Origin of the sequence: Falsiroseomonas selenitidurans (assembly GCF_012103215.1) — a bacterium.
In the GTDB taxonomy this organism is placed as follows: domain Bacteria; phylum Pseudomonadota; class Alphaproteobacteria; order Acetobacterales; family Acetobacteraceae; genus Falsiroseomonas; species Falsiroseomonas selenitidurans.
On sequence record NZ_JAAVNE010000006.1, the window covers coordinates 86,473 to 106,687 of the forward strand.

24 protein-coding genes are annotated in these 20,215 nt (G+C 72.4%); 11 read left to right on the forward strand and 13 right to left on the reverse strand.

Features of this window, described 5'->3' with window-relative positions:
• Nucleotides 1-4: 4 nt before the first annotated feature.
• A complete protein-coding gene (gene recO / locus HEQ75_RS05740) occupies nucleotides 5-790 on the reverse strand; it encodes a DNA repair protein RecO (RefSeq protein ID WP_168028240.1) in 786 nt (261 codons plus the stop codon).
• 62 nt (nucleotides 791-852) lie between these two features.
• On the opposite strand from recO, the gene HEQ75_RS05745 reads away from it, so the two are divergent.
• Complete coding sequence (locus HEQ75_RS05745) at nucleotides 853-1,473, forward strand: DUF6498-containing protein (RefSeq protein ID WP_168028058.1); 621 nt, start codon at nucleotides 853-855, stop codon at nucleotides 1,471-1,473.
• 34 nt (nucleotides 1,474-1,507) lie between these two features.
• On the opposite strand, the gene era is transcribed toward HEQ75_RS05745, so the two are convergent.
• The 7 genes from era to folK form a co-directional block, all read right to left on the reverse strand.
• Nucleotides 1,508-2,425, reverse strand: a complete 918-nt coding sequence (gene era / locus HEQ75_RS05750; RefSeq protein WP_168028060.1) for a GTPase Era — start codon at nucleotides 2,423-2,425, stop codon at nucleotides 1,508-1,510.
• Nucleotides 2,422-3,141, reverse strand: a complete 720-nt coding sequence (gene rnc / locus HEQ75_RS05755; protein WP_168028062.1) for a ribonuclease III — start codon at nucleotides 3,139-3,141, stop codon at nucleotides 2,422-2,424. The genes era and rnc overlap by 4 nt, the downstream gene beginning before the upstream one ends.
• On the reverse strand, nucleotides 3,138-3,893 hold the full coding sequence (lepB, locus tag HEQ75_RS05760) for a signal peptidase I (RefSeq protein ID WP_168028064.1): 756 nt from the start codon (nucleotides 3,891-3,893) through the stop codon (nucleotides 3,138-3,140). The genes rnc and lepB overlap by 4 nt, the downstream gene beginning before the upstream one ends.
• Before the next feature lie 105 nt (nucleotides 3,894-3,998).
• Nucleotides 3,999-4,421: a holo-ACP synthase gene (acpS, locus tag HEQ75_RS05765; protein ID WP_168028066.1), complete on the reverse strand. Its 423-nt coding sequence runs from the start codon at nucleotides 4,419-4,421 to the stop codon at nucleotides 3,999-4,001.
• A 112-nt stretch (nucleotides 4,422-4,533) separates the two neighbouring features.
• Entirely contained in the window at nucleotides 4,534-6,816 is a 2,283-nt protein-coding gene (locus tag HEQ75_RS05770; RefSeq protein ID WP_168028068.1) for a RelA/SpoT family protein, read from the reverse strand.
• Nucleotides 6,817-6,898: 82 nt separating this feature from the next.
• Complete coding sequence (gene rpoZ, locus HEQ75_RS05775) at nucleotides 6,899-7,294, reverse strand: DNA-directed RNA polymerase subunit omega (RefSeq protein WP_168028070.1); 396 nt, start codon at nucleotides 7,292-7,294, stop codon at nucleotides 6,899-6,901.
• A gap of 132 nt (nucleotides 7,295-7,426) precedes the next feature.
• Nucleotides 7,427-7,936: a 2-amino-4-hydroxy-6-hydroxymethyldihydropteridine diphosphokinase gene (gene folK / locus HEQ75_RS05780; RefSeq protein WP_168028072.1), complete on the reverse strand. Its 510-nt coding sequence runs from the start codon at nucleotides 7,934-7,936 to the stop codon at nucleotides 7,427-7,429.
• Between the two features lie 40 nt (nucleotides 7,937-7,976).
• Here folK and HEQ75_RS05785 point away from each other — a divergent pair, with 40 nt between their 5' ends.
• Nucleotides 7,977-8,621, forward strand: a complete 645-nt coding sequence (locus HEQ75_RS05785) for a uracil-DNA glycosylase (protein WP_235961320.1) — start codon at nucleotides 7,977-7,979, stop codon at nucleotides 8,619-8,621.
• A 17-nt stretch (nucleotides 8,622-8,638) separates the two neighbouring features.
• Nucleotides 8,639-9,106: a hypothetical protein gene (locus HEQ75_RS05790; RefSeq protein ID WP_168028076.1), complete on the forward strand. Its 468-nt coding sequence runs from the start codon at nucleotides 8,639-8,641 to the stop codon at nucleotides 9,104-9,106.
• Between the two features lie 197 nt (nucleotides 9,107-9,303).
• Here the strand turns inward: HEQ75_RS05790 and HEQ75_RS05795 are convergent, their stop codons facing one another.
• Nucleotides 9,304-9,804: a glutathione peroxidase gene (locus HEQ75_RS05795; RefSeq protein WP_456237383.1), complete on the reverse strand. Its 501-nt coding sequence runs from the start codon at nucleotides 9,802-9,804 to the stop codon at nucleotides 9,304-9,306.
• Nucleotides 9,805-9,841: 37 nt separating this feature from the next.
• On the reverse strand, nucleotides 9,842-10,513 hold the full coding sequence (locus HEQ75_RS05800; protein ID WP_168028080.1) for a sulfite oxidase-like oxidoreductase: 672 nt from the start codon (nucleotides 10,511-10,513) through the stop codon (nucleotides 9,842-9,844).
• Nucleotides 10,514-10,648: 135 nt separating this feature from the next.
• Between HEQ75_RS05800 and HEQ75_RS05805 the strand changes: the two genes are divergently transcribed.
• Both HEQ75_RS05805 and HEQ75_RS05810 read left to right on the forward strand, forming a co-directional pair.
• A complete protein-coding gene (locus HEQ75_RS05805; protein ID WP_168028081.1) occupies nucleotides 10,649-11,164 on the forward strand; it encodes a hypothetical protein in 516 nt (171 codons plus the stop codon).
• The gene (locus tag HEQ75_RS05810) at nucleotides 11,161-11,634 is read left to right on the forward strand and encodes a hypothetical protein (RefSeq protein ID WP_168028083.1); all 474 of its coding nucleotides are present in this window, start codon (nucleotides 11,161-11,163) and stop codon (nucleotides 11,632-11,634) included. Before HEQ75_RS05805 ends, HEQ75_RS05810 begins: the two co-directional genes overlap by 4 nt.
• A 1-nt stretch (nucleotide 11,635) precedes the next feature.
• Here HEQ75_RS05810 and HEQ75_RS05815 read toward each other — a convergent pair whose 3' ends face one another.
• The 3 genes from HEQ75_RS05815 to dapA all read right to left on the reverse strand — a co-directional run bounded on the left by HEQ75_RS05815 (nucleotide 11,636) and on the right by dapA (nucleotide 13,955).
• A complete protein-coding gene (locus HEQ75_RS05815) occupies nucleotides 11,636-12,508 on the reverse strand; it encodes an alpha/beta hydrolase family protein (protein WP_209318367.1) in 873 nt (290 codons plus the stop codon).
• Between the two features lie 83 nt (nucleotides 12,509-12,591).
• The gene (gene smpB, locus HEQ75_RS05820) at nucleotides 12,592-13,077 is read right to left on the reverse strand and encodes an SsrA-binding protein SmpB (RefSeq protein WP_168028094.1); all 486 of its coding nucleotides are present in this window, start codon (nucleotides 13,075-13,077) and stop codon (nucleotides 12,592-12,594) included.
• A complete protein-coding gene (dapA, locus tag HEQ75_RS05825) occupies nucleotides 13,077-13,955 on the reverse strand; it encodes a 4-hydroxy-tetrahydrodipicolinate synthase (protein WP_168028096.1) in 879 nt (292 codons plus the stop codon). Before dapA ends, smpB begins: the two co-directional genes overlap by 1 nt.
• 106 nt (nucleotides 13,956-14,061) lie before the next feature.
• Here dapA and HEQ75_RS05830 point away from each other — a divergent pair, with 106 nt between their 5' ends.
• From HEQ75_RS05830 to HEQ75_RS05855, 6 genes are all read left to right on the forward strand, one after another.
• On the forward strand, nucleotides 14,062-16,041 hold the full coding sequence (locus HEQ75_RS05830; protein WP_168028098.1) for a lytic transglycosylase domain-containing protein: 1,980 nt from the start codon (nucleotides 14,062-14,064) through the stop codon (nucleotides 16,039-16,041).
• On the forward strand, nucleotides 16,038-16,880 hold the full coding sequence (locus HEQ75_RS05835) for an alpha/beta fold hydrolase (RefSeq protein ID WP_168028100.1): 843 nt from the start codon (nucleotides 16,038-16,040) through the stop codon (nucleotides 16,878-16,880). Before HEQ75_RS05830 ends, HEQ75_RS05835 begins: the two co-directional genes overlap by 4 nt.
• Nucleotides 16,877-17,323, forward strand: a complete 447-nt coding sequence (locus tag HEQ75_RS05840; protein ID WP_168028102.1) for a phosphatidylglycerophosphatase A family protein — start codon at nucleotides 16,877-16,879, stop codon at nucleotides 17,321-17,323. The genes HEQ75_RS05835 and HEQ75_RS05840 overlap by 4 nt, the downstream gene beginning before the upstream one ends.
• Nucleotides 17,323-17,820 (forward strand): CinA family protein, encoded by a 498-nt coding sequence (locus tag HEQ75_RS05845; RefSeq protein WP_168028104.1) that lies wholly within the window; start codon nucleotides 17,323-17,325, stop codon nucleotides 17,818-17,820. The genes HEQ75_RS05840 and HEQ75_RS05845 overlap by 1 nt, the downstream gene beginning before the upstream one ends.
• Nucleotides 17,817-19,202 carry a dipeptidase gene (locus tag HEQ75_RS05850; RefSeq protein WP_168028106.1) on the forward strand — a complete coding sequence of 462 codons (1,386 nt, stop codon included), beginning with the start codon at nucleotides 17,817-17,819 and terminating at the stop codon, nucleotides 19,200-19,202. The genes HEQ75_RS05845 and HEQ75_RS05850 overlap by 4 nt, the downstream gene beginning before the upstream one ends.
• A 150-nt stretch (nucleotides 19,203-19,352) precedes the next feature.
• Nucleotides 19,353-19,994, forward strand: coding sequence for a class I SAM-dependent methyltransferase (locus tag HEQ75_RS05855; protein WP_168028108.1), 642 nt, complete (start codon nucleotides 19,353-19,355; stop codon nucleotides 19,992-19,994).
• Nucleotides 19,995-20,215: the final 221 nt, after the last annotated feature.

Here is a 20,215-nt window from a genome sequence, read left to right on the forward strand (position 1 = left end):
GATCTCACAGTGGCGTGAATTCCTTGCCGCCTCCTGAACCACCGGCTCCCGCGGCTCGGTCCCCCGCTCGCTCCCCGGCCAGGATATCCGCCAGCATCAGCCGCGCGGCCGGCAGCGGGCGGTGCTGCACGCCGAAGACATCGCGGGCCAGGAAATGCCCGGTCAGGCGCAGCCCATCGCGCCACTCCGCGGGGCCGGAGGGTCCCTGCCCCAGCAGGAAGGGCGGCAGCCGCAGCAGCCGCGCCGCCCATTCCCCCGCCCCGGCGCGGGAGACGGCGCGGCCGCTGCGCGGCGAGACGAAGGCCAGATCCTCGCGGCTGCCAGTGACGGCGCAGGCCGAGAGGTCCAGCCCATAGCCGAGGTCGGCCAGCAGGTCCGCCTCCCACCGCACCAGGTCGGGCAGGGCGAGATCCGTGCCGCGCGCCAGGGTGGCGATGAAGGCGACCAGGCCGTGGAAGATGCGCGGATGCGCCTCCCGCTCCGGCAGCGCCGATTCGGCAACCGCGCAGGCGGCACGCAGCGCGGCCAAGGCGAGGCGGTCCTCCATCGCCAGCGCCGCCGCGGGGTGCACCATCTCCGCGCTCAGCGCGCCCAGCTGGTCCGGCAGCCGGGCCACCCAGCGCGCCTCCACCAGATTGCCCGGCTGCCACAGCGCCGCCTGGCCGCGGGAGGCACCGCCCTTGGCGAGGCCGGCATGGCGGCCGTGCTCCTCGGTCAGCAGCGTCGCGATCAGCCCGCCCTCGCCATGCGGGCGGATGTCGAGGATGATCGCGGGGGCGGTCCATTCGATGCTCACGCCGCACAAGGTGGGCGCTGGCCGGGCGGCTGGGAAGCCGGGAGAGGGCGAGGGCGATGTTCACCGCGCTGCGGCTGCCGCTGGCCGCCTCCACCGCCGCCCTGGTCCTGGCCAACCTGGTGCCGCTGGGCGGGGCGCTGCTGGGCATCTGGTCCAGCTACGAGCTGGTGCTGCTGTTCTGGGCGGAGAACCTCATCATCGGCGGGCTGCAGCTGCTGCGCATGGCCAGCGCGCTGGTGCTGCGGCAGCGCTTCATCATGCTGTTCCTGATCCCCTTCTTCACCGTCCATTATGGCGGCTTCGCCCTGGGGCACGGCGTCTTCGTGGCGACGTTGATGGGCCCGCGCGGCGGCTCGCTGGCGGATGCCACCGCCCTGCTGCTGTCGCCGGAGGGGCTGCTGTGGGCCTGCGTGGCACTGGCCGCCAGCCACGCGCTGTCCTTCGTGGTGAACTTCCTGGGCGAGGGCGAATGGCGGAGGGCGGATGACAAGGGGCTGATGGTCGAGCCCTATGGCCGCGTGGTGCTGCTGCACCTCGTCATCATCCTGGGCGGCATGCTGTCCCTGGCGCTGGGCGAGCCGACGGCGATCCTGGCGCTGCTGGTGGTGGCGAAAACCCTGTTGGACCTGAAGCTGCACCTGAAGGCGCACCAGGCCGGACCGACGCCGCCGGCCTGAGGCGCCATGCCGCCGCCGGCCGGTGGCCCCACCCTCACCCCTGGTCGTCCAGCCCCAGCGCGCGGATGCGGCCGCGCTCCTCGTCCCAGCCGGCACGTTCCTTGACGTTGACGAACAGGTGGATCCGCCGTTCCAGCAGCGCCTCCAGCTCCCGCCGCGCCGCCTGGCCGATGCCCTTCACCTTGGCCCCGCCATCGCCGATCAGGATCGCCTTCTGGGTCGATCGCGTGACATAGATGGTCACGTCGATCCGCGCGCTGCCATCCTTGCGTTCCTGCCAGCTTTCGGTCTCGACCGTGGCGTGGTGCGGCACTTCCTCATGGGTCTGGCGCAGCACCTGCTCGCGCACGATCTCGGCCGCCAGCATGCGCTGCGGCAGGTCCGAGAGGTCGTCCTCGGGGAACAGCCAGGGGCCTTCGGGCATGCGCTGCGCCAGCACCGCCAGCACCCGGTCCAGGCCCTTCCCCTTCAGGGCGGAGACCATGAAGGTCTCCTCGAAGGACAGGATCTCGTTTAGCGCCTGGGCCAGCGGCAGCAGCCGCGGCGGGTCCACCAGATCGGCCTTGTTCAGCAGCAGCATCACCTTGCGGCCGCCCTGCTTCAGCTTCTCCGCGATCTCCCGCACCGCATCCGTCAGCCCGGCGCGCGCATCGACGATCAGCACCGCCAGGTCCGCATCCTGCGCGCCCCCCCAGGCGGCCGCCACCATCGCGCGGTCCAGCCGCCGGCGCGGGGCGAAGATGCCCGGCGTGTCCACCAGCACGATCTGCGCCGCGCCCTGCATCACCACCGCGCGGATGCGGAAGCGCGTTGTCTGCGGCTTGGGCGAGACGATGGAGACCTTGCTGCCGGCCAGCGCATTCACCAGGGTGGATTTGCCGGCATTCGGCGCCCCCACCACGGCCACCAGGCCGCAGCGGCGGGGCTCCGCGGGTTGCGCAACCTCACTCATGCGGCCCCCAGCAGCTTCAGCAGCTTGGCGGCCGCATCCTGTTCCGCCGCGCGCTTGTTGTCGCCCATGCCCTCCGCCTCCTGCCCCGCGGCCAGCGCACGCACCACGAAGACGGGGCTGTGCGAGGGGCCGGTCGAGGACATCATGATGTAGTCCGGCAGGCCCAGGCCACGGCCCAGGCTCCATTCCTGCAGCCGGCTTTTCGGCGAGACCGGCGGCCGCACCGGGCCCTCCAGCAACGCATCCCATTCCCGCCGGATCAGCGACCGCGCCGCCTCCAGCCCGCCATCCAGGTACAGCGCGCCCAGCAGCGCCTCCAGCGCGTCGGAAAGCACGGAGGCGCGCTTGCGCACCCCGCTGCGTTCCTCATTCGCCGTCACCCGCAGCGCCGGGCCGATGCCCAGCGCCACCGCCACCCGCGCCAGGCTGTCCTGCGCCACCAGCACGGCCAGCCGCTTGCCGAGGTCCCCTTCCCGTTCCTGCGGAAAGCGCTCCGCCAGCCATTCGGCCATGACCAGGGCCAGAACGCGGTCGCCGATGAATTCCAGGCGCTCGTTGCTGTCCAGCATCTGCCGGCGCGGATCGGCGGCGGAACGGTGGGTCAGGGCATGGTGCAGCAAGTCCGGGCGCGCGAAGCGGTGCGGCAGGCGGGCGGCCAGGGCGGCCGTCGCCTCGCCTTCCGCGGCGGTCTCGGCCGCCGCCTTCGGGGTGGTCACCGCACCGCGCTGAGCAGGCGGCTCCAACGAATCGCCATCGGCCAGGCCCAGACCTCCCACCAGCGGGCGGTGCCATCGACGGAGAAGAAGATGAACTCCGCCCGCCCCACCAGATTTTCCACCGGGATGAAGCCCACCGCATTCTGCGCCCGGCTGTCCAGGCTGTTGTCGCGGTTGTCACCCATGGCGAAGACATGGCCTTCCGGCACGCGGTATTCCTGGGTGTTGTCGAAGGGCTGGTCGTCCGACATCTCCAGCACATAGTGGATCCGCGCCTCGCCCCCCGCCGCCGCCGGCGGCAGGAATTCGCGATATTCGCGCACCACCAGGCGCGGACCATCGCCTTCCACGGTGTAGGGGCCGACCAGTTCGCGGCGCACCGCCTGGCCGTTGACGTAGAGCACGCCCGCGCGCACCTGGATGCGGTCGCCCGGCAGGCCGATGATGCGCTTGATGTAGTCCGTGGAATTGTCCCGCGGCAGCTTGAACACGGCGACATCGCCGCGCGCCGGCAGGCTGCCGAAGAGGCGGCCCTCGAACAGCGCCGGGCTGAACGGCATGGAATGGCGCGAATAACCGTAGGAATATTTCGAGACGAACAGGTAGTCGCCCACCAGCAGCGTGGGAATCATGCTGCCCGAGGGGATGTTGAACGGCTCGAACGCCACCGTGCGGATCCCGATCGCGATCAGCCCCGCATAGAGCACCGTCTTGATGGACTCGAGCCAGCCGCCCGACTTCTGTTTGGCCATGGTGGGAATTTTCGCGGGCATCCTCGTCGGACGCCCCAAATGTCGGACGCGTCGCTGCGGGTCGGGATAGAGCGCGACCGGGTGCAACCTGTCAAGGAATGCGCATCAGCCCCCGCCGATCCGCGGCAGCGGCACGGCCGTGATGATGACCATCGCCTGGGCGTAGGGGAATTCGTCCGTCATGGTCAGCGCCACCTGCGCGGCGTGGCCGGGGGGCGTGATGGCCGCCAGCCGGGCCGCGGCACCGCCTGTCATGCGCAAGGTCGGCTGGCCGGAGGACAGGTTCACCACACCGAGGTCGCGCCAGAACACCCCCGCCCGGAACCCGGTGCCCAGCGCCTTGGAAGCCGCTTCCTTCGCCGCATAGCGCTTGGCGTAGGTGGCGGCGCGAATCGAGTCCGTCCGCCGCTCCGCCTTGGCCCGTTCGGCGGGCGTGTAGATCCGCGCCAGGAACCGCTCGCCATACGTCCCCAGCACCCGCTCGATCCGGCGGATGTCGATGATGTCGCTTCCCAGCCCGATGATCATGCCCGCCACATCCGATTCAGCCCTCCGGTGCTCGCCGCCGCGATGCCTGCGGCCATCGGCAGCGGCCATCGGAAGCGCAAGGCCCGCCGCATCCCCCGGCCCCCGCCACCGATCACCCCTTGGAGCGCTCCACCTGCGCCACGCCCTGCAAGGCCCGCACGGCGGCGATGATGTTGGAGAGGTGGCGCAGATCCTGCACCTCCACATCCACCGCGATCTCCTGGAAATCCGGGCCGCGATGGACGATGCGGATGTTCTCGATGGCGCCTTCCTGCCGCGCGATCGCCTCCGTCACCGCGGACAGCGCGCCGCGGTCATTCACCGTCACCACGTCGATCCGGCCGGTATGCGCCACCCCCGGCCCGCCGCCATAGTCCCAGTCGATGTCGATGAAACGCTCGGGACTTTCGGCAAAGCCCGACAGGTTATGGCAATCCGTCTTGTGCACCGTCACCCCCTTGCCGGTGGTGACGATGCCGAGGATGCGGTCGCCCGGCAGCGGATGGCAGCAGCCGGCAAAATGCACCTCCATCCCCGCCACCAGGCCGGTGATGCCCATGGTGACGTCGCGCTTGAAGCCGCCCTTGGCCAGCGGCACGGCGCGCGGGCGCGACCGCGCGAGCGGCAGCGAATCCGCCGCCCGCGGCGGGCCGCGCAGCTCCGGATAGACGGCATGCAGCACGTCCTTGGCGGTGGCGCCGCCGGAGGCCACCACCAGGCACAGCTCCTCGAAGCTCGTCTGCTTCAGCGCCCGCAGCGCCGGCTCCATCAGCTTTTCCGAGAACTCCACCCCTTCGGCGCGGAACGCCTTGGCGATGGCGGCGCGGCCATCCTGCTGCTGCTGCTTGCGCTGTTCGGCATGGACGAAGCGGCGGATGCGGGCGCGCGCCTTGCCGGTGACGACGAAGCGCGCCCATTGCGGGTTGGGCGTGCCGCCGCGGGCGGTGATGATCTCCACCTGGTCGCCATTTTCGAGCGGCGTGCGCAGCGGCTTGATCTGGCCGTTGATCTTCGCGCCGACGCATTGGTCGCCGACCTGGCTGTGCACCTGGTAGGCGAAGTCGACGCAGGTGGACCCGCGCGGCAGGGCGATCAGCTCGCCCTTGGGCGTGAAGCAGAACACCTCGTCGCGATGCAGCTCCATCCGCGTGGCGTCGAGGAATTCCTGCGGCTCGCTGGCCTGTTCCAGGATTTCGAGCAGCGCCTTCACCCAGGGGAATTTCTGCTGGTCGCGCGCCGCCTCCCCGCCCTGCTTGTAGATCCAGTGCGCGGCCACGCCGTATTCCGCGACCTCATGCATCTCCCGCGTGCGGATCTGCACCTCGATCTTGGCGTTGCGGCGTTCCGGCACCGTCAGCCCGGTGTGGATCGACTGGTAGCCATTGGTCTTCGGGGTGGAGATGTAGTCCTTGAACCGCCCGGGCACGACGCGATAGGCCGAATGCAGCACGCCGAGCGCCTGGTAGCAGGCGGCCTTGTCCGGGACAATGACGCGGAAGGCCATGATGTCGGACAGCTGCTCGAACTCGATGCTCTTGCCGTGCATCTTCAGCCAGATGGAATAGGGCGACTTCTCGCGCCCCGTCAGCTCCAGCAGGTCGATGCCGGCTTCCTCCAGCACCCGCTGCAGGTCGGCGCGGATCTCCGCGATCAGATCGGCACCCTGGCCGTAGAGGAAGCCGCGGCGGGCGACGATGGACTGGCTGGCATCCGGCTCCAGCTCGCGGAAGGCGAGCGTCTCCAGCTCGGTCTTCAGCGCGTCCATGCCGATGCGCTCCGCCAGCGGGGCGAAGATCTCCATGGTCTCCCGCGCCGTCTTGCGGCGGCGGGCTTCCTGCGGGACGAAATGCAGCGTCTGCATGTTGTGCAGCCGGTCCGCCAGCTTCACCAGCAGCACCCGGATGTCCTCGCTCATCGCCAGGACCAGCTTGCGGAAATTCTCCGCCTGCTTGGTGCGCTCGGATTGCAGTTCCAGGCGCGTCAGCTTGGTGACGCCATCGACCAGCCGCGCGACTTCGCGGCCGAAGCGCTTCTCCAGCTCCGCCAGCCCCACCTTGGTGTCTTCCGCCACATCGTGCAGCAGGGCGGTGGCGATGGAGGCCGCGTCCAGCCGGTACTGGATCAGCGTGCGGGCGACGGCGACGGGATGGATGATGTAGGGGTCGCCATTGTCGCGCTTCTGGCCTTCATGCGCGGCGGTGGCGGTGATCCAGGCGCGCTCGACGAGGGCGGTATCGGCCCGCGGCGCATAGGCGGCGACGAGGCGGGCAAGTTCCTGGCCGATCGTCTCCCCGGGCGGCGGGAGGGAAGCGACCACCGCGGCGGGTGCCACCGGCGCCGGATCGATCGCGATGCCGGTGAGCGAGGCGTCGGTGGGCGCGTCGGGCGTGTTCATCGGCGGCGCGCCCGAAGCCATGTCCGGGCGGCCGTGGCCTTGGGTGCGGGGGCGCGAGGCGCCCCGCGCGGGCCGCCAGGCGTCAGCGCTTCCCGCCCAGTTCGGCGGCGATCGCCGCCTCGATGTCGTCGGGCGAGAGGTCCTCCAGGCCGGCACCTTCGCCGATCTGCTCCTCGTTCACGTCCATGACACCGAAGATGTTCTCATCCGTGGCGATGAGGTCGAGCACCTCCTCCTCCGCCGGCTCCGGCTCCGGCGCGCGCTGCAGCGACTTCACCAGGTCGGCCTGGAGCAGGTCGAGGTCCACGGTGGCGTCGGCGATCTCGCGCAGCGCCACGACCGGGTTCTTGTCGTTGTCGCGGTCGACGGTCAGTTCCTCGCCACGGCTGATGTTGCGGGCGCGCTGCGCCGCATGCAGAACCAGCTCGAAGCGGTTGGGGACGCGGAGGATGCAGTCCTCGACGGTTACGCGCGCCATGGCGGCTCCAATCCCGATGCGGGGGGACAGTACGGGTCGGCCCGAGGCGCTGGCGATGCGCGCGGGACTCCCCTCCCCACCCTATGGTGAGCGCTCCATGTAGCCAGCCGGGCCGCCTCTTGCAAGGCGCGGTCAGCCCAGTGCCCGCACCCCGGCGGCCTCGGCGCCCGCCAGCAGCGCGGCCACGGGGGCGCCCAGGCGGGGATGCACCCAGGCCGGTGCCACATCGGCCAGCGGCGCCAGCACGAAGCCGCGCAGATGGGCGCGCGGGTGCGGCAGGATGGGGTCCGGTGCCTCGCGCAGGGCGCCCTCCAGGTCGATCAGGTCCAGGTCCAGCGTGCGCGGCGCGTTGGGATAGGGCCGCACCCGGCCGAAGCGCTGCTCGATGCCCTGCAGCGCCGCGAGCAGCGCCGCCGGGTCCGGCGCGGCGGCGCCAGGGCGGCGGGAAAGCCGGGCGACGCCGTTCACATAATCCGGCGACTCCGGGCTCGGCGGCACCGGGGCGGTGGCATACCATCGGGAGAGGGCGCGCAGCCGCAGGCCGGGCAGGCCATCCAGCAGGGCGGCGGCGGCGCGGCAGGTGGCCAGCGCGTCGCGCCCATCCGGGCCGGGCAGGTTGGCGCCAAGGGCGATCAGGATCATGGTCGGCGCTTTACGAGCCGCAGCCGCGAAAGACCACGCCTTGCTCCGATCCTCGGCCGAGACCCCTGGCCATGACTGCCCGCTCTGCCCGCGCCTCGTCGCCTACCGGCAGGAGAACCGCGCCAAATGGCCGGAATGGCACAATGGCCCGGTGCCCTGCTGGGGCCCGCCGGAGGCGCGGCTGCTGGTGCTGGGCCTGGCACCCGGCGTGCGCGGGGCGAACCGCACCGGCCGGCCCTTCACCGGCGACCATGCCGGCAAGCTGCTCTACGCGACGCTGCTGCAATACGGGCTCGCCACGGGGGCGTATCGGGAGGACCCGCAGGACGGCATGGCACTGCAGGGCGTGCGGATCGCCAATGCCGTGCGCTGCGTGCCGCCCGAGAACCTGCCGACGCCGGCGGAGGTCACCACCTGCAACCGCTTCGTCCTGGCCGAGCGGCTGGCGATGCCGAACCTGCGCGTGGTGCTGGCGCTGGGCCTCGTCGCCCACAACGCGCTGCTGAAAAGCCACCGCATCCCCGCCGCCCGCCATCGATTCGCCCATGGCGCCCAGCACGCGCTGCCGGATGGCGTGGTCCTCGCCGACAGCTACCATGTCAGCCGCTACAACACGAACACCGGCCGCCTGACGACCGAGATGTTCGAATCCGTGGTGCGGGCGATCCTGCCCCTCCTCGCCTGACCGATCGGGGGTACGCCATGCGGGAAAGCGGCCAGCCTGGCCGGCGGAGATCGGGCTCCGCCGGCCGTGCCGTCCTGGGCGCGGTCCTCGGCAGCCTGGTCGGGCTGCCGACCGGCTTCCTGGCCTATATGGTGGTGCGGGACCTGCTGCTGCCTACCAGCCTCTGGTCCTCGGACCTGCCGCTGTGGGGGGTGATGGGCGGCGTGGCGCTGGCGGCGGCGGCCCTCGGTGCCGCGCAGGGTGCGCGGCCGACGCGGCTCGGGCACGCGCTGGCTCGGGGGCTGGGCGGTTTCCTGGGCGCCGCCGTCCTGGGCGGGCTGGGCATCGGCGTGCTCGCCCTGGTGATCGGCGACCTTGCCGGGGTCTCGCAGCGCGAAGGCGCCTTCGCCATGGGTGTGGCCTTCACCCTCGTCCCGCTCGGCGGCCTGGCCTGCGGGCTGGTGGGGGCGGTCTGGCTGGCTCGGCGCGCCTGGCGCCGCTGGTGAAGGGTGGGAGAGGACGCGGCACGCCACGTCCCCAGCCCGGTCAGCGCAGGCCGAGGAAGCTCAGGATGGCGATGACGATGACGACGGCGCCGACGATGTAGACGATGCTGTTCATGGGGGTGTCCCTTGGTTCACGACCACGGGACAACGAAGCTGTCGCGCCGGAGTTGCAGACTCGTGCCAAGGGTCGGCCTCACTCAGCCCAGCGCCGGTCCGGACAGCGCCGCCTCCACCGCCCGGAGCAGGTCCGGATGCGTCGGTCCGGTGGCGGTGGCGAAGGCACGCACCGCCCGCCCGTCCCGCGCCACCAGGTATTTGTGGAAATTCCAGCGCGGTGCGCCGCCCCCGCGGGCCGCCAGCCAGGCGAATAGCGGGTGCGCGCGCGGTCCGCGCACCGTGGTCAGCCCGGCCATCGGGAAGGTGATGCCGTAGACCGTCTCGCAGAAGCTGCGGATCGCCGCGGCATCCGTGCTTTCCTGCCGGAAATCGTTGGACGGCACGCCGATGACGCTGAAGCCGCGCCCGGCGAAGCGGTCATGCAGCGCCTGCAGCCCCTCATATTGCGGGGTGAAGCCGCAGAAGCTGGCGGTGTTGACCACCAGCAGCGCCTGGCCGCGGTATTCCGCCAGCGCCAGCGGGCCGCCTTCCAGCGCCTCCAGCCGGAAGTCGAACACGGTCTGCGCCGGCCCGGCCGCCATCAGCAGGGGCGTGGCGAGGAGGCTGCGCCGCGAAAACTCAGCCATAGCGTTCCTCCATCCAGGGATCGCCGCGGTTGTGGTAGCCGCGCACCTCCCAGAAGCCCGGCCGATCCTCGCGCAGCAGCTCGACCCGGGTCAGCCATTTCGGGCTCTTCCAGAAATACAGGTGCGGCACCACCAGCCGCAGCGGCCCGCCATGCTGGCGCTCCAGCGGGGCACCTGCCCAGGAATGGGCGACGAGGTTCTCCGGCCGGGCGAAATCCTCGATGGCCAGGTTCGTCGTGTAGCCGTCATAGCTGGTCAGCGCGACGAAGCGCGCCTCCTCCTTCGGCCGGGCCAGCGCCAGCAGCGCCGCCACCGGCACGCCCTCCCACTCATTGTCGTAACGCGACCACTGCGTCACGCAATGGATGTCGTTGCGGCGCCGCGCCTGCGGCAGGGCCAGGAATTCGTCCAGCGTCAGGCGCAGCGGGGCGGCGACCAGGCCCTCGATGCGCAGCCGGTATTTCTCGCGGCTCACATCCGGCTGCACGCCCAGGTCGAGCACGGGGAAATCCGTCACCAGCCGCTGGCCCGGCGGCAGGCGGTCGGCCTCCGGGGTGGATGTGGTACCGGTCAGCAGGCGGCCGTCGCGGGCCCAGCCCTGCTTGGTCTCCACCAGCTTCTCCCGCACCTTGCCGGTCAGCGGGATGTCCTCGTCCTCGGCCATCGCGGTCTCCTGCGCCTTCGATAGGTGCCGATGCGGCGGCGCGATGCAAGGGGGCGGTCACCATCTCGCGCGTCGAACGATCCGACCCGCGACACCCGGTTGCGGCCCGCCGCGGAAGCCGCCATCCGGGTCGGCATGACCCGCATCGGCTGTCTCCTGCTGCTCGGCGCCACCCTGCCCGGCTGCGGGCCCCTGCTTTCCGAAGGCACCAGCGCCGCCGCCGGCGTGGGCAGTGCCAGCCTGGCGGAGGCGGTGGGCACCAGCGCCGCGGCCACCACCGGCATCGGCCTGGGCGTGCAGGCGGGGGCGCGGGCCGGGCTGCACTATGCGCAGCGCCGCACCCAGCGCGGCACCCAGCTTCGCGTCGCCGCGGCGGCCGGGCCGCTGGCGGTGGGCGAGGTGGCGCCCTGGTCCGTGGAACACCTGGTGCCCTTGCAACCGGACGAGGCCGGGCAGGTCACCGTCACCCGTCGCATCGCCACCGGCGCGCTGGACTGCAAGGAGATCGTGTTCTCCGTGGCCGATCCGCCGGCGGCGGAAGGCGCCGCCCCCGGAAGGCGCTTCTACACCGCCACAATCTGCCGTGATGGCGAGACCTGGCGCTGGGCGAATGCCGAACCGGCGACGGAGCGCTGGGGCAGCCTGCAATGAGACGCCTGGGGCTGCTCGGCCTGGCGGCGCTCGGCGGCTGCGCGCAATTGCCGGATGTGACCGGCGCGGTGGCCGGCGGTGGCGCGGCGCTGGCCAGCAGCAACCCGGCGCTGGGCTTCGCCATCGGCATCAGCGTCCGTGCCGGCGTCTCCGCCGGGTTGCAGGTGGTGATGCGCCGTCGCCAGCAGGCCGAACAGGACGCGATCGCGGCGGCGATCGGCGCGCCGGTGCCGGCGGCTGAGGGGCTGCCGGGCGCCTGGGCGGTGCGCCACGGCATTCCGCTCGGCAACCGCGAGGGTGAGGTCCGGCTGGTGCGGGTGATCGACAGCGCCCTGGCCGAGTGTCGGGAGGCGCTGTTCCGCGTGCAGGGCGAGGGCCAGTGGTTCCTGACCACCGCCTGCCGCCAGGGTGAGGGCTGGAAATGGGCGGCGGCGGAACCGGCGACGACGCGCTGGGGCAGCCTGCAATAGGTCAGGTCTGGCGCGCGCCGTAGCCGTGGCTGCGCAGGAAGCGCTCGACGATCGGGCCCCAGGTGGCGCTGCCGCCGGCGCCGAAGAACAGGCTGTGGCCATCCGCCCCCCATGCCGGCAACGCCACCAGCGCCGCCTGGCCGCCGGCCCGGGTGAAGGCGTCCTGCATGGCAGCGGCCAGCGACGGGCTGAAGAAGCTGTCATTGGCCGTGGCCACCCACAGCACCGGCAGGCGGGCGGAACGGCCGAACTCCCCGGCCGCCGCCACCAGGCGCTCCGGCGCACAGTTGCGGCCAGGCTGCCCGCCGGCCCAGCCGCCGCGCCCGGGGGCCATGGCGATCACCGCCGCGACGCCTTCGGGGCGGTCCGCCGCCAGTGCCAGCGCCGCCCAGCCGCCGGCGGATTGCCCCACCACCAGCACGCCTTCCGGCCGGATGCCCGGCAGCCGGCGGCCGTATTCCACCGCCGCGGCGACATCCAGCGCCCCCTGCCGCCCCGCCCCGGCGAAATCCGGCGCCGCGCAGCGCCCATTGCTCTCGGCCCAGGCGCCGCCGGAGACGCCGTAGCCGCGCCGCAGCGGCAGCAGCACGGCGAAGCCGCGGTCCGTGAACCAGCGCACGGCTTCCGCGCCGCAGGCCGCCGGGCGCATCCGCGGCCGGGCGGCGGCATCGGCGGGCGAGCCATGGTTGATCACCGCCAGCGGCACCGGACCTGTCCTCGGCAATTCCGGCCGGCAGAGCCGGGCGGCGATCGCCTGGCCGGTGCCGGGGACCGGGATGGCCAGCAGGTCGCGCTCCAGCGCGGCGGGGCTGGACGCCGGCGGTGCCGCGACGCATCCGGCCAGCAGCAGCGCCATGATCCCTGCCCGCAGCATCATCCCATCCCCTGTCGCCTGAGGCGAAGAGGATGGCCGGGCTTTCGCGCGGCTGTCGAGGGGCCGGTCTCGGCCGGGGCGCCTCAGCCGCGGTTGCGCATCAGCCGGGCCTTGTCGCGCGACCAGTCGCGCTCCGCGATCGCGGCGCGCTTGTCGTGCTTCTTCTTGCCCTCGCCCACGCCAATCAGGATCTTGGCCACGCCGCGGTCGTTGAAGTGGATGTCCAGCGGCACCAGCGTCACGCCATCCCGCGCCACGCTGCTCGCGAGTTCCTTGACCTGCTTGCGGTGCAGCAGCAGCTTGCGCGGGCGGCGCGGCTCGAACTGCGCCACATGGCTGCCGGCCTGCCATTCGGGGATGTAGCAGTTGAACAGCCACATCTCCCCGTCGCGCTCGCCGGCCCAGGCCTCGGTCAGCGTGGCCCGCCCGGCGCGCAGCGACTTCACCTCCGGCCCCACCAGCATCACGCCGGCCTCGATCTCCTCGCCGATCTTGTAGTCGAACCGGGCCTTGCGGTTCTGCGCGGCGATGCCGTGGCTGATCAGGCCCTTCTTGCGGGGTTCCGCCATCAGTTCAGCAGGCCGGCCCCGGCCATGGCGCTGCGCACGCGCGCCTGCGTCGCCTCCGCCACCGGGGCCATCGGCAGGCGGCAGAAATCCGTGCCATGGCCGAGCAGGCTGGCGGCGAACTTCACCGGGCCGGGGGAGGTCTCGCAGAACATCGCGTCATGTACCGGGGTCAGGCGGGCCTGGATCGCCATCGCGTCCTGCACCCGGCCCTCGGCCCAGGCATCGTGCATCGCCCGGCACAGCCGGGGGGCGATGTTGGCGGTGACGCTGATGCAGCCATGGCCGCCGGCGGCCAGGAAGGCCAGCGCGGTATGGTCCTCGCCGGACAGCTGGCAGAACTCGGCGCCGATCGCAGCCGTGGTGTGCAGCGGGCGCGTCAGGTTGGCCGTCGCATCCTTCACGCCGACGATGTTCGGGTGCTTCGCCAGCCGCGCCATCGTCTCCACGCTCATGTCCACCACGCTGCGCGGCGGGATGTTGTAGATGATGAGGGGCAGGTCGACCGCATCGGCGATCGCCATGAAGTGGCGGTACAGCCCTTCCTGCGTCGGCTTGTTGTAGTAGGGCGTCACCACCAGGGCCGCATCGGCGCCCGCCGCCTTGGCATGGCGCGTGAGGTCGACGGCCTCCGCCGTGCTGTTCGATCCGGTGCCGGCGATCACCGGCACGCGGCCGGCGGCGGCGGCGATGCACAGATCCACCACCTGGTGGTGCTCGGCATGGCTCAGCGTCGGGCTTTCGCCGGTGGTGCCCACCGGAATCAGGCCCTGGGTGCCTTCGGCGATCTGCCAGGCGACGAAATCCGAAAAAGCCTTGGCGTCCAGGGAGCCATCGGCCTGCATGGGCGTGATCAGCGCCACGAGCGATCCCCTGAACATGTTCTGCTGCCAATCCCGTGCGTTGCGTTGGGCCGAGCAACCTAATGGCCCGCCCCCCTTGCGACAAGGGCGCGAGTTGGCGCGGATTTTCGGCTAGGATGGATCCATGCACCTCGCCCGCCGCCTCCTCCCCCTTCTGCTGCTGGCCCCGCTGACGCAGGGCCCGCCTGCCGCCGCGCAACCATGGGCCAGCGAATCGGCGCGCCTCGCCGGGCGCGCGGCGCTGGAGGCGGTGCGCCGCAACCAGTTCCTGGAAGCCGACAGCCTCTCGCTCGCCGCCGATCCCGTGGTGCGCAAGCTGGTGGTGTGGAACCGGGTGCAGAACCGCCAGGGCGGCGCCTCCGCCGCCGAGATCGTCGCCTGGCTGGATGCCAACCCGGACTGGCCCTTCCCCCTCAGCGTCGCCATGCGCGCCGAGGAAGCCCTGGTGGCGGAGCCGGACGATGCGCTGGCCCTTCGCCAGTTCGGCCGCGCCCCGCCGCGGACGCTTGCGGGCCTGGATCGCTACGTCGCCGCCCTGCTGCGCGCCGGCCGCCCGGCGGAGGCGCAGGCGGCGCTCGCCCGTGGCTGGCGGGACGCCGCCGGTGACGGCTTCGCCGAACAGGGCCTTCTGGCCCGGCACGGCGGCCTGCTGACGGTGGAGGACCATTGGCAGCGCGCCGACCGGCAATTCTGGGACGGCCAGCCCGGCGCCGCCGCCCGCATGATGCCACTGCTGGACGCCACGCGCCGCGCCATCATCGAAGCCCGCCTGGCCGCTGCCTCGTCGCGTGCCGAGCCGCCCTCGGCGATCCGCGACATCGGCGCGGCGCTGGAAGTGGCGCGCCAGCAGCGCCGCGCCGACCGCGATGCGGACGCCGCCGCCACCTGGATCGCCGCGGAGCCCCTGCAGCAGGGCCTGTCGGCGGATGCCGCCCGCGCCATCTGGGTGGAACGCCAGGTGCTGTCGCGCAAGCTGCTGCGGCTGGGCGATGCCGCCACCGCCTATCGCATCGCCGCCGCCCATGGCCAGACGGAGCCCGGGGAGCCGCGCGGCGAAGGCGAGTTCCTCGCCGGCTTCCTCGCGCTGCGCAAGCTGGGCCAGCCGGACCGGGCGCGGCAGCATTTCGCCAGGGTGGGCCAGGACAGCAGCAGCGTCATCACCCGCGCCCGCAGCGCCTTCTGGCAGGGCGCGGCGCTCTCCGCCATGGGCCGCACGGCGGAAGCGCAGGCGCAATGGCGGGAAGCCGCCGCCCTGCCGGTCGCCTTCTACGGCCAGCTTGCCAGCCTCTCGCTCGGCGAGAGCCCGGCGCAGCTCGCCGCGCGCATCGCCGCCGTGCCTTCCGCCGCGCCGTCGCAGCCGGTGGCGGCGCAGTTCCTCGGCCGCGACCTGGTGCGGGCGGTGATCGCCATGGCCGATCTCGGCCAGTCCGACCGCGCCCGGATCTTCCTGCTGCGGCTGGAGGAGCTGGCGGCGGAGCCGGCGGATCGCTGGCTGACGGCGCGGCTGGGCGTTGCCATCGGCCGGCCGGACCATGCGGTGTGGATCGCCCGCCGCGCCGGGGCGGATGGGGTGATGCTGCTGGAGGATGGCTGGCCCACCCCCTACCCGACGCCGGCCGATGGCGCGGAGCCGGCGCTGGTCAACGCCATCACCCGGCAGGAGAGCAATTTCGATCTCTCGGCCGTGTCCTCGGCCAATGCGCGGGGGCCGATGCAGCTGCTGCCCTCCACCGCCGCGGGGGTGGCGCGGCGGCTCGGCGTGCCGCATTCGACGGCCATGCTGACCGCCGACGCCGCGCACAACCTTCGCCTCGGCAGCGCCTACATCAACGACATGCTCGGCCGCTTCGACGGCGCCATGCCGCTGGCCGCCGCCGGCTACAATGCCGGCCCCGGGCGCGTGGTGCAGTGGCTGGGCACCTATGGCGACCCGCGCCAGCCGGACGGGCCGCATATCCTGGACTGGATGGAGCAGATCCCCTTCGGGGAGACGCGCAACTACGTGCAGCGGGTGATCGAGAACGTGGTGATCTATCGCGCCCGCAACGCCGCCACGGCGGGGCTGCCGCACCCGCTGGCCGCGCTGATGGCCGGCCGGCCATGAGCGCCCGCCGCATCGCCTTCACCGCGCGGGATGGCCTGGTGCTGTCGGCGCTGGATCATCCGGGGCCGGAGCACCGCACGCCGCTGCTCTGCCTGCCCGGCCTGACCCGCAGCGCGGAGGATTTCGATGACCTCGCCGCGCGCCATGCCGGCCGCCGCCGGGTGCTGGCGCTGGACCATGCCGGGCATGGCGAAAGCGCCCGGGCGCGGGAGGTTTCACGCTACGGCATCGAGGACAGCCTGCGCGACGTGCTGGACGCGATGGCGGCACTGCATTGCCACCGCGCCGTGCTGGTCGGCACCTCCTTCGGCGGCATCCTGGGCATGGTGCTGGGGGTGGTCCGGCCGACCGTGCTGGCCGGCGTGGTGCTGAACGATGTCGGCCCGGTGCTGCAGCCGGTGGGGCTGGAGTCGGTGCAGGACCTGGTGGGCCGCGACCCGGCGCTGCCGGGGCTCGACGCGGCGGTGGCCCATCTGAAGGATCGGCTGCCGCCACTGGTGATGGATGCGCCCGCCTGGCAGCGCTTCGCCGCCCGCACCTTCCGCCCCGGCCCCGATGGCGCCTGGCATCCGCGCTGGGACATCCGCATCGCCCGGGCCATGGGCGCCGGCGGCCCGATGCCCGACCTCTGGCCCGCCTTCGGCGCGCTGGCCCATGCGCCCCTGCTGCTGCTGCGTGGCGAGGTTTCCGGCCTGCTGTCGCGCGAAACCGCCGACGCCATGCGCGCGGCGCGGCCGGACATGGCCTTCGCCGAAATCCCCGCCACCGGCCATTGCCCGACGCTGGAGGAACCGGCCGCGGTCGCCGCGCTCGACGCCTTCCTCGACCGCATCGCATGACGCCGGCGCTGTTCGTGGCGACGCTGGCGGGCGCCGGCCGGCTGCGGCCGGGCCCCGGCACCTGGGGCTCCGCCGTGGTGCTGCCGGCGCTGTGGCTCGGCCCCCTGCCCTGCCTGGCGCTGTCCCTGCTGGCGCTGCTGGCCGGCTGGTGGGCGGCCGGCGAGGTGCTGCGCGGCGGCGCCGAGGATCCCGGCTGGTTCGTGGCGGATGAGGCGGCGGGCATGCTGCTGGCGCTGGCCGCCCTGCCTTCCGCCACCCTGCCCGGCGCGCTGGCCGCCTTCGCCCTGTTCCGGCTGTTCGACATCGCCAAGCCCTGGCCGATCTCCTGGGCCGATCGGCAATCCGGTCCCTTCTGGGTGATGGTGGATGACATGATCGCCGGCGCGATCGCCGCGTTGCTGCTGCTGGCCTTCCACGCTGCCCTGCCCGGAGTGCTTGCCTGATGCTGCCCCCCTCCACGCTCGAGGACGCACAACGCCTGCTGGTCCAGCTCCAGGCGCGGGAGCTGACGCTCGCCACCGCCGAATCCTGCACCGGCGGGCTGATCGCCGCGGCGCTGACGGCGATCCCCGGCTTCTCCTCCGTCATGCTGGCCGGCTTCGTCACCTATTCGAACCAGGCCAAGACCCGGATGCTGGGCGTGCCCGCCGCGCTGATCGACAGCCTGGGCGCGGTGAGCGAGCCGGTGGCGCGCGCCATGGCGGAAGGCGCCTGCCGCGAATCGGGAGCTTCCGTCGCCGTCTCCTGCACCGGGATCGCCGGGCCGACCGGCGGCAGCGCAGCGAAGCCGGTGGGGCTGGTGCACCTGGCCTGCGCCCTGCCCGGTGCGCCGACCCTGGCCGAGCGCCACATCTTTCCCGGCGACCGCACGGCGATCCGCGCCACCACGGTGGCCACCGCCTTCGCCCTGATCCGCCGCGCCCTGGAGCACCGTGCATGAGCCTGACCGAACAGCTTCTGACCACCCTGGACGCCGGGCGCGACGCGGCCGTGGCGCGGCTGGTGGAGTGGCTGCGCATCCCCTCCATCTCGGCGCAGCCGGACCATGCGGCGGATTGCGTGCGCGCCGCCGAATGGGTGCGCGACCAGCTTCTGGAACTCGGCTTCACCGCCAGCCTGCGGCAGACGCCGCGGCACCCGGTGGTGGTGGCGCACCATCCCGGGCCCGGCGGCGGCGGCAAGCCGCACCTGCTGTATTACGGCCATTACGACGTGCAGCCGCCGGACCCGCTGGAGCTCTGGGCCAGCCCGCCCTTTGAGCCGGTGCTGACGGAAGGCCCGAACGGCCCGCGTGTGGTCGCCCGCGGCGCGGTGGACGACAAGGGCCAGGTGCTGATGTGGATCGAGGCGCTGCGCGCCTGGCACCAGGTGGCCGGCGGCCCGCCCTGCGCCATCACCGCGGTGATCGAGGGCGAGGAGGAAATCGGCTCCCCCAACCTCGCCCCCTTCATGGCGGCGAATGCCGATGAACTGCGCGCCGACGTCGCCATCATCAGCGACACCGGCATGTGGGACATCGACACGCCGGCGCTGTCCACCCGCCTGCGTGGCCTGTGCTTCGTGCAGCTGGACATCAAGGCGGCCAGCCGGGACCTGCATTCCGGCATGTATGGCGGCAGCGCGCTGAACCCGAATAATTTGATCACGAAGATCCTGGGCGACCTGCACGATGCCAATGGCCGCGTGCGGCTGCCGGGCTTCTATGACGGCGTGCCGGAGCTTTCGCCCGAGCTCCGCGCGCAATGGCAGGCGCTGGGCTTCTCCGAGCATGATTTCCTCGGCGCCATCGGGCTTTCGGTGCCGGTGGGGGAGAAGGATCGCGGGCCGCTGGAACGGCTGTGGGCGCGGCCGACGGCCGACATCAACGGCATCTGGGGCGGCTATACCGGCCCCGGCAGCAAGACCGTCATCCCCAGCGAGGCCCACGCCAAGATCACCTTTCGCCTGGTGCCCGGCCAGCACCACGAGCGCGTGTTCGAGGCCTTCAGGCAGTTCGTGCAGGCCCGCCTGCCGGCGGATGCCACCGCCACCTTCCAGGGTGGCGGGGCCAGCCCCGGGATCGAGGTGCCGGCGGACAGCAGCTTCGTCCAGGCGGCGCGCGCCGCGCTGGCCGATGAATATGGCCGGCCGGCAGCGATGATCGGCTGCGGCGGGTCCATCCCCGTCGTCTCCTCGATGCAGGAGGTGCTGGGGCTGGACACCGTGCTGATGGGCTTCGGCCTGGAGGACGACCAGGTGCACAGCCCGAACGAGAAGTTCGACCTGCGCTGCTTCCACCAGGGCGCGCGCAGCCATGCGCGGCTGCTGGCGAAGCTGGGCTGAGACTTCGTGAAGCAAGGCCCGAAGGCGCCAAGCTCCAAGGTTCAAGGATGGCGATTTCAACGGGCATCGGTGCGCAGGCTCGCTGACTGCGCCTGGCCTGCCCCCCGCGCAACGCAACGAAACCCGGCCCCGACGGGTGGCGCGCTAAGCTTGCGCCGCACAGCGGAGGACCGGGCGATGGGCGTGGGGTTTGGCGGCAACGCCGTGTTCAACCGGGCCTCGCCCTCCAGCAACCCCGACTGCGTCGCGCGCATCGTCGCGGAATTCCTGCCGGCGGCGGGGCGGCCGCCGCGCCTCCTCGACATCGGCGGCACCGCGGGCGGCTTCCGCCGCCTGGCCGCCCTGCCCCCCGGCAGCCGCCTGGTGATCGCCAACCCGGAACGCGGCGTCGGGGCGGACTACGCCTATGTCCAGGACATGCCGCCGGGCGAGGCGGATTTCGACCTCGCCATGCTGTTCGGCGTGATGATGTACCTGCCGCCCGAGGATCTTCTGACCCTGTTCCGCGACGTCAAGCAGCGGCTCCGCGGCGACGGCACGCTGCTGGTGGCGGAGCCCGATCCGGAAGGCGTGGTGGGGCGGGTGGAGGTGGCGGCCAAGACCGTCTACGCCGCCATTGTCAGCCTGTGGAACCCGACGCGCTTCATCTTCCACACGCAGGGCGCGGCGCGGGCGCTGCTGCGCCAGGCCGGCTTCGGCCGGATCAGGAGCCGGCCGGACCTGCGGCCGGGGGGCCAGGGTTTCGCGCCTCCGCCGCAGCCCCCCTACTTCGTGCTGGCGGCGCGCATCTGATACCCAAGAGCCGTCTCACCGCCAGCGAAGACGGTGAAACGGCTCCAGCTCATTGTTTCGACGCATTGTCCGAGTCGCCTTGCGAAGCCGCAAGGCTTGAAAATGCTCTGGCGCAGCGCCGCCGACCCTTTCAGGCCGATCCTGCCGCCGCCACCCGCTGAACCCGCCTTCCCGGCGCGGCGCCCACGCCGCGCGGCCGCCGGGCCATCGCCTCCTCGCCG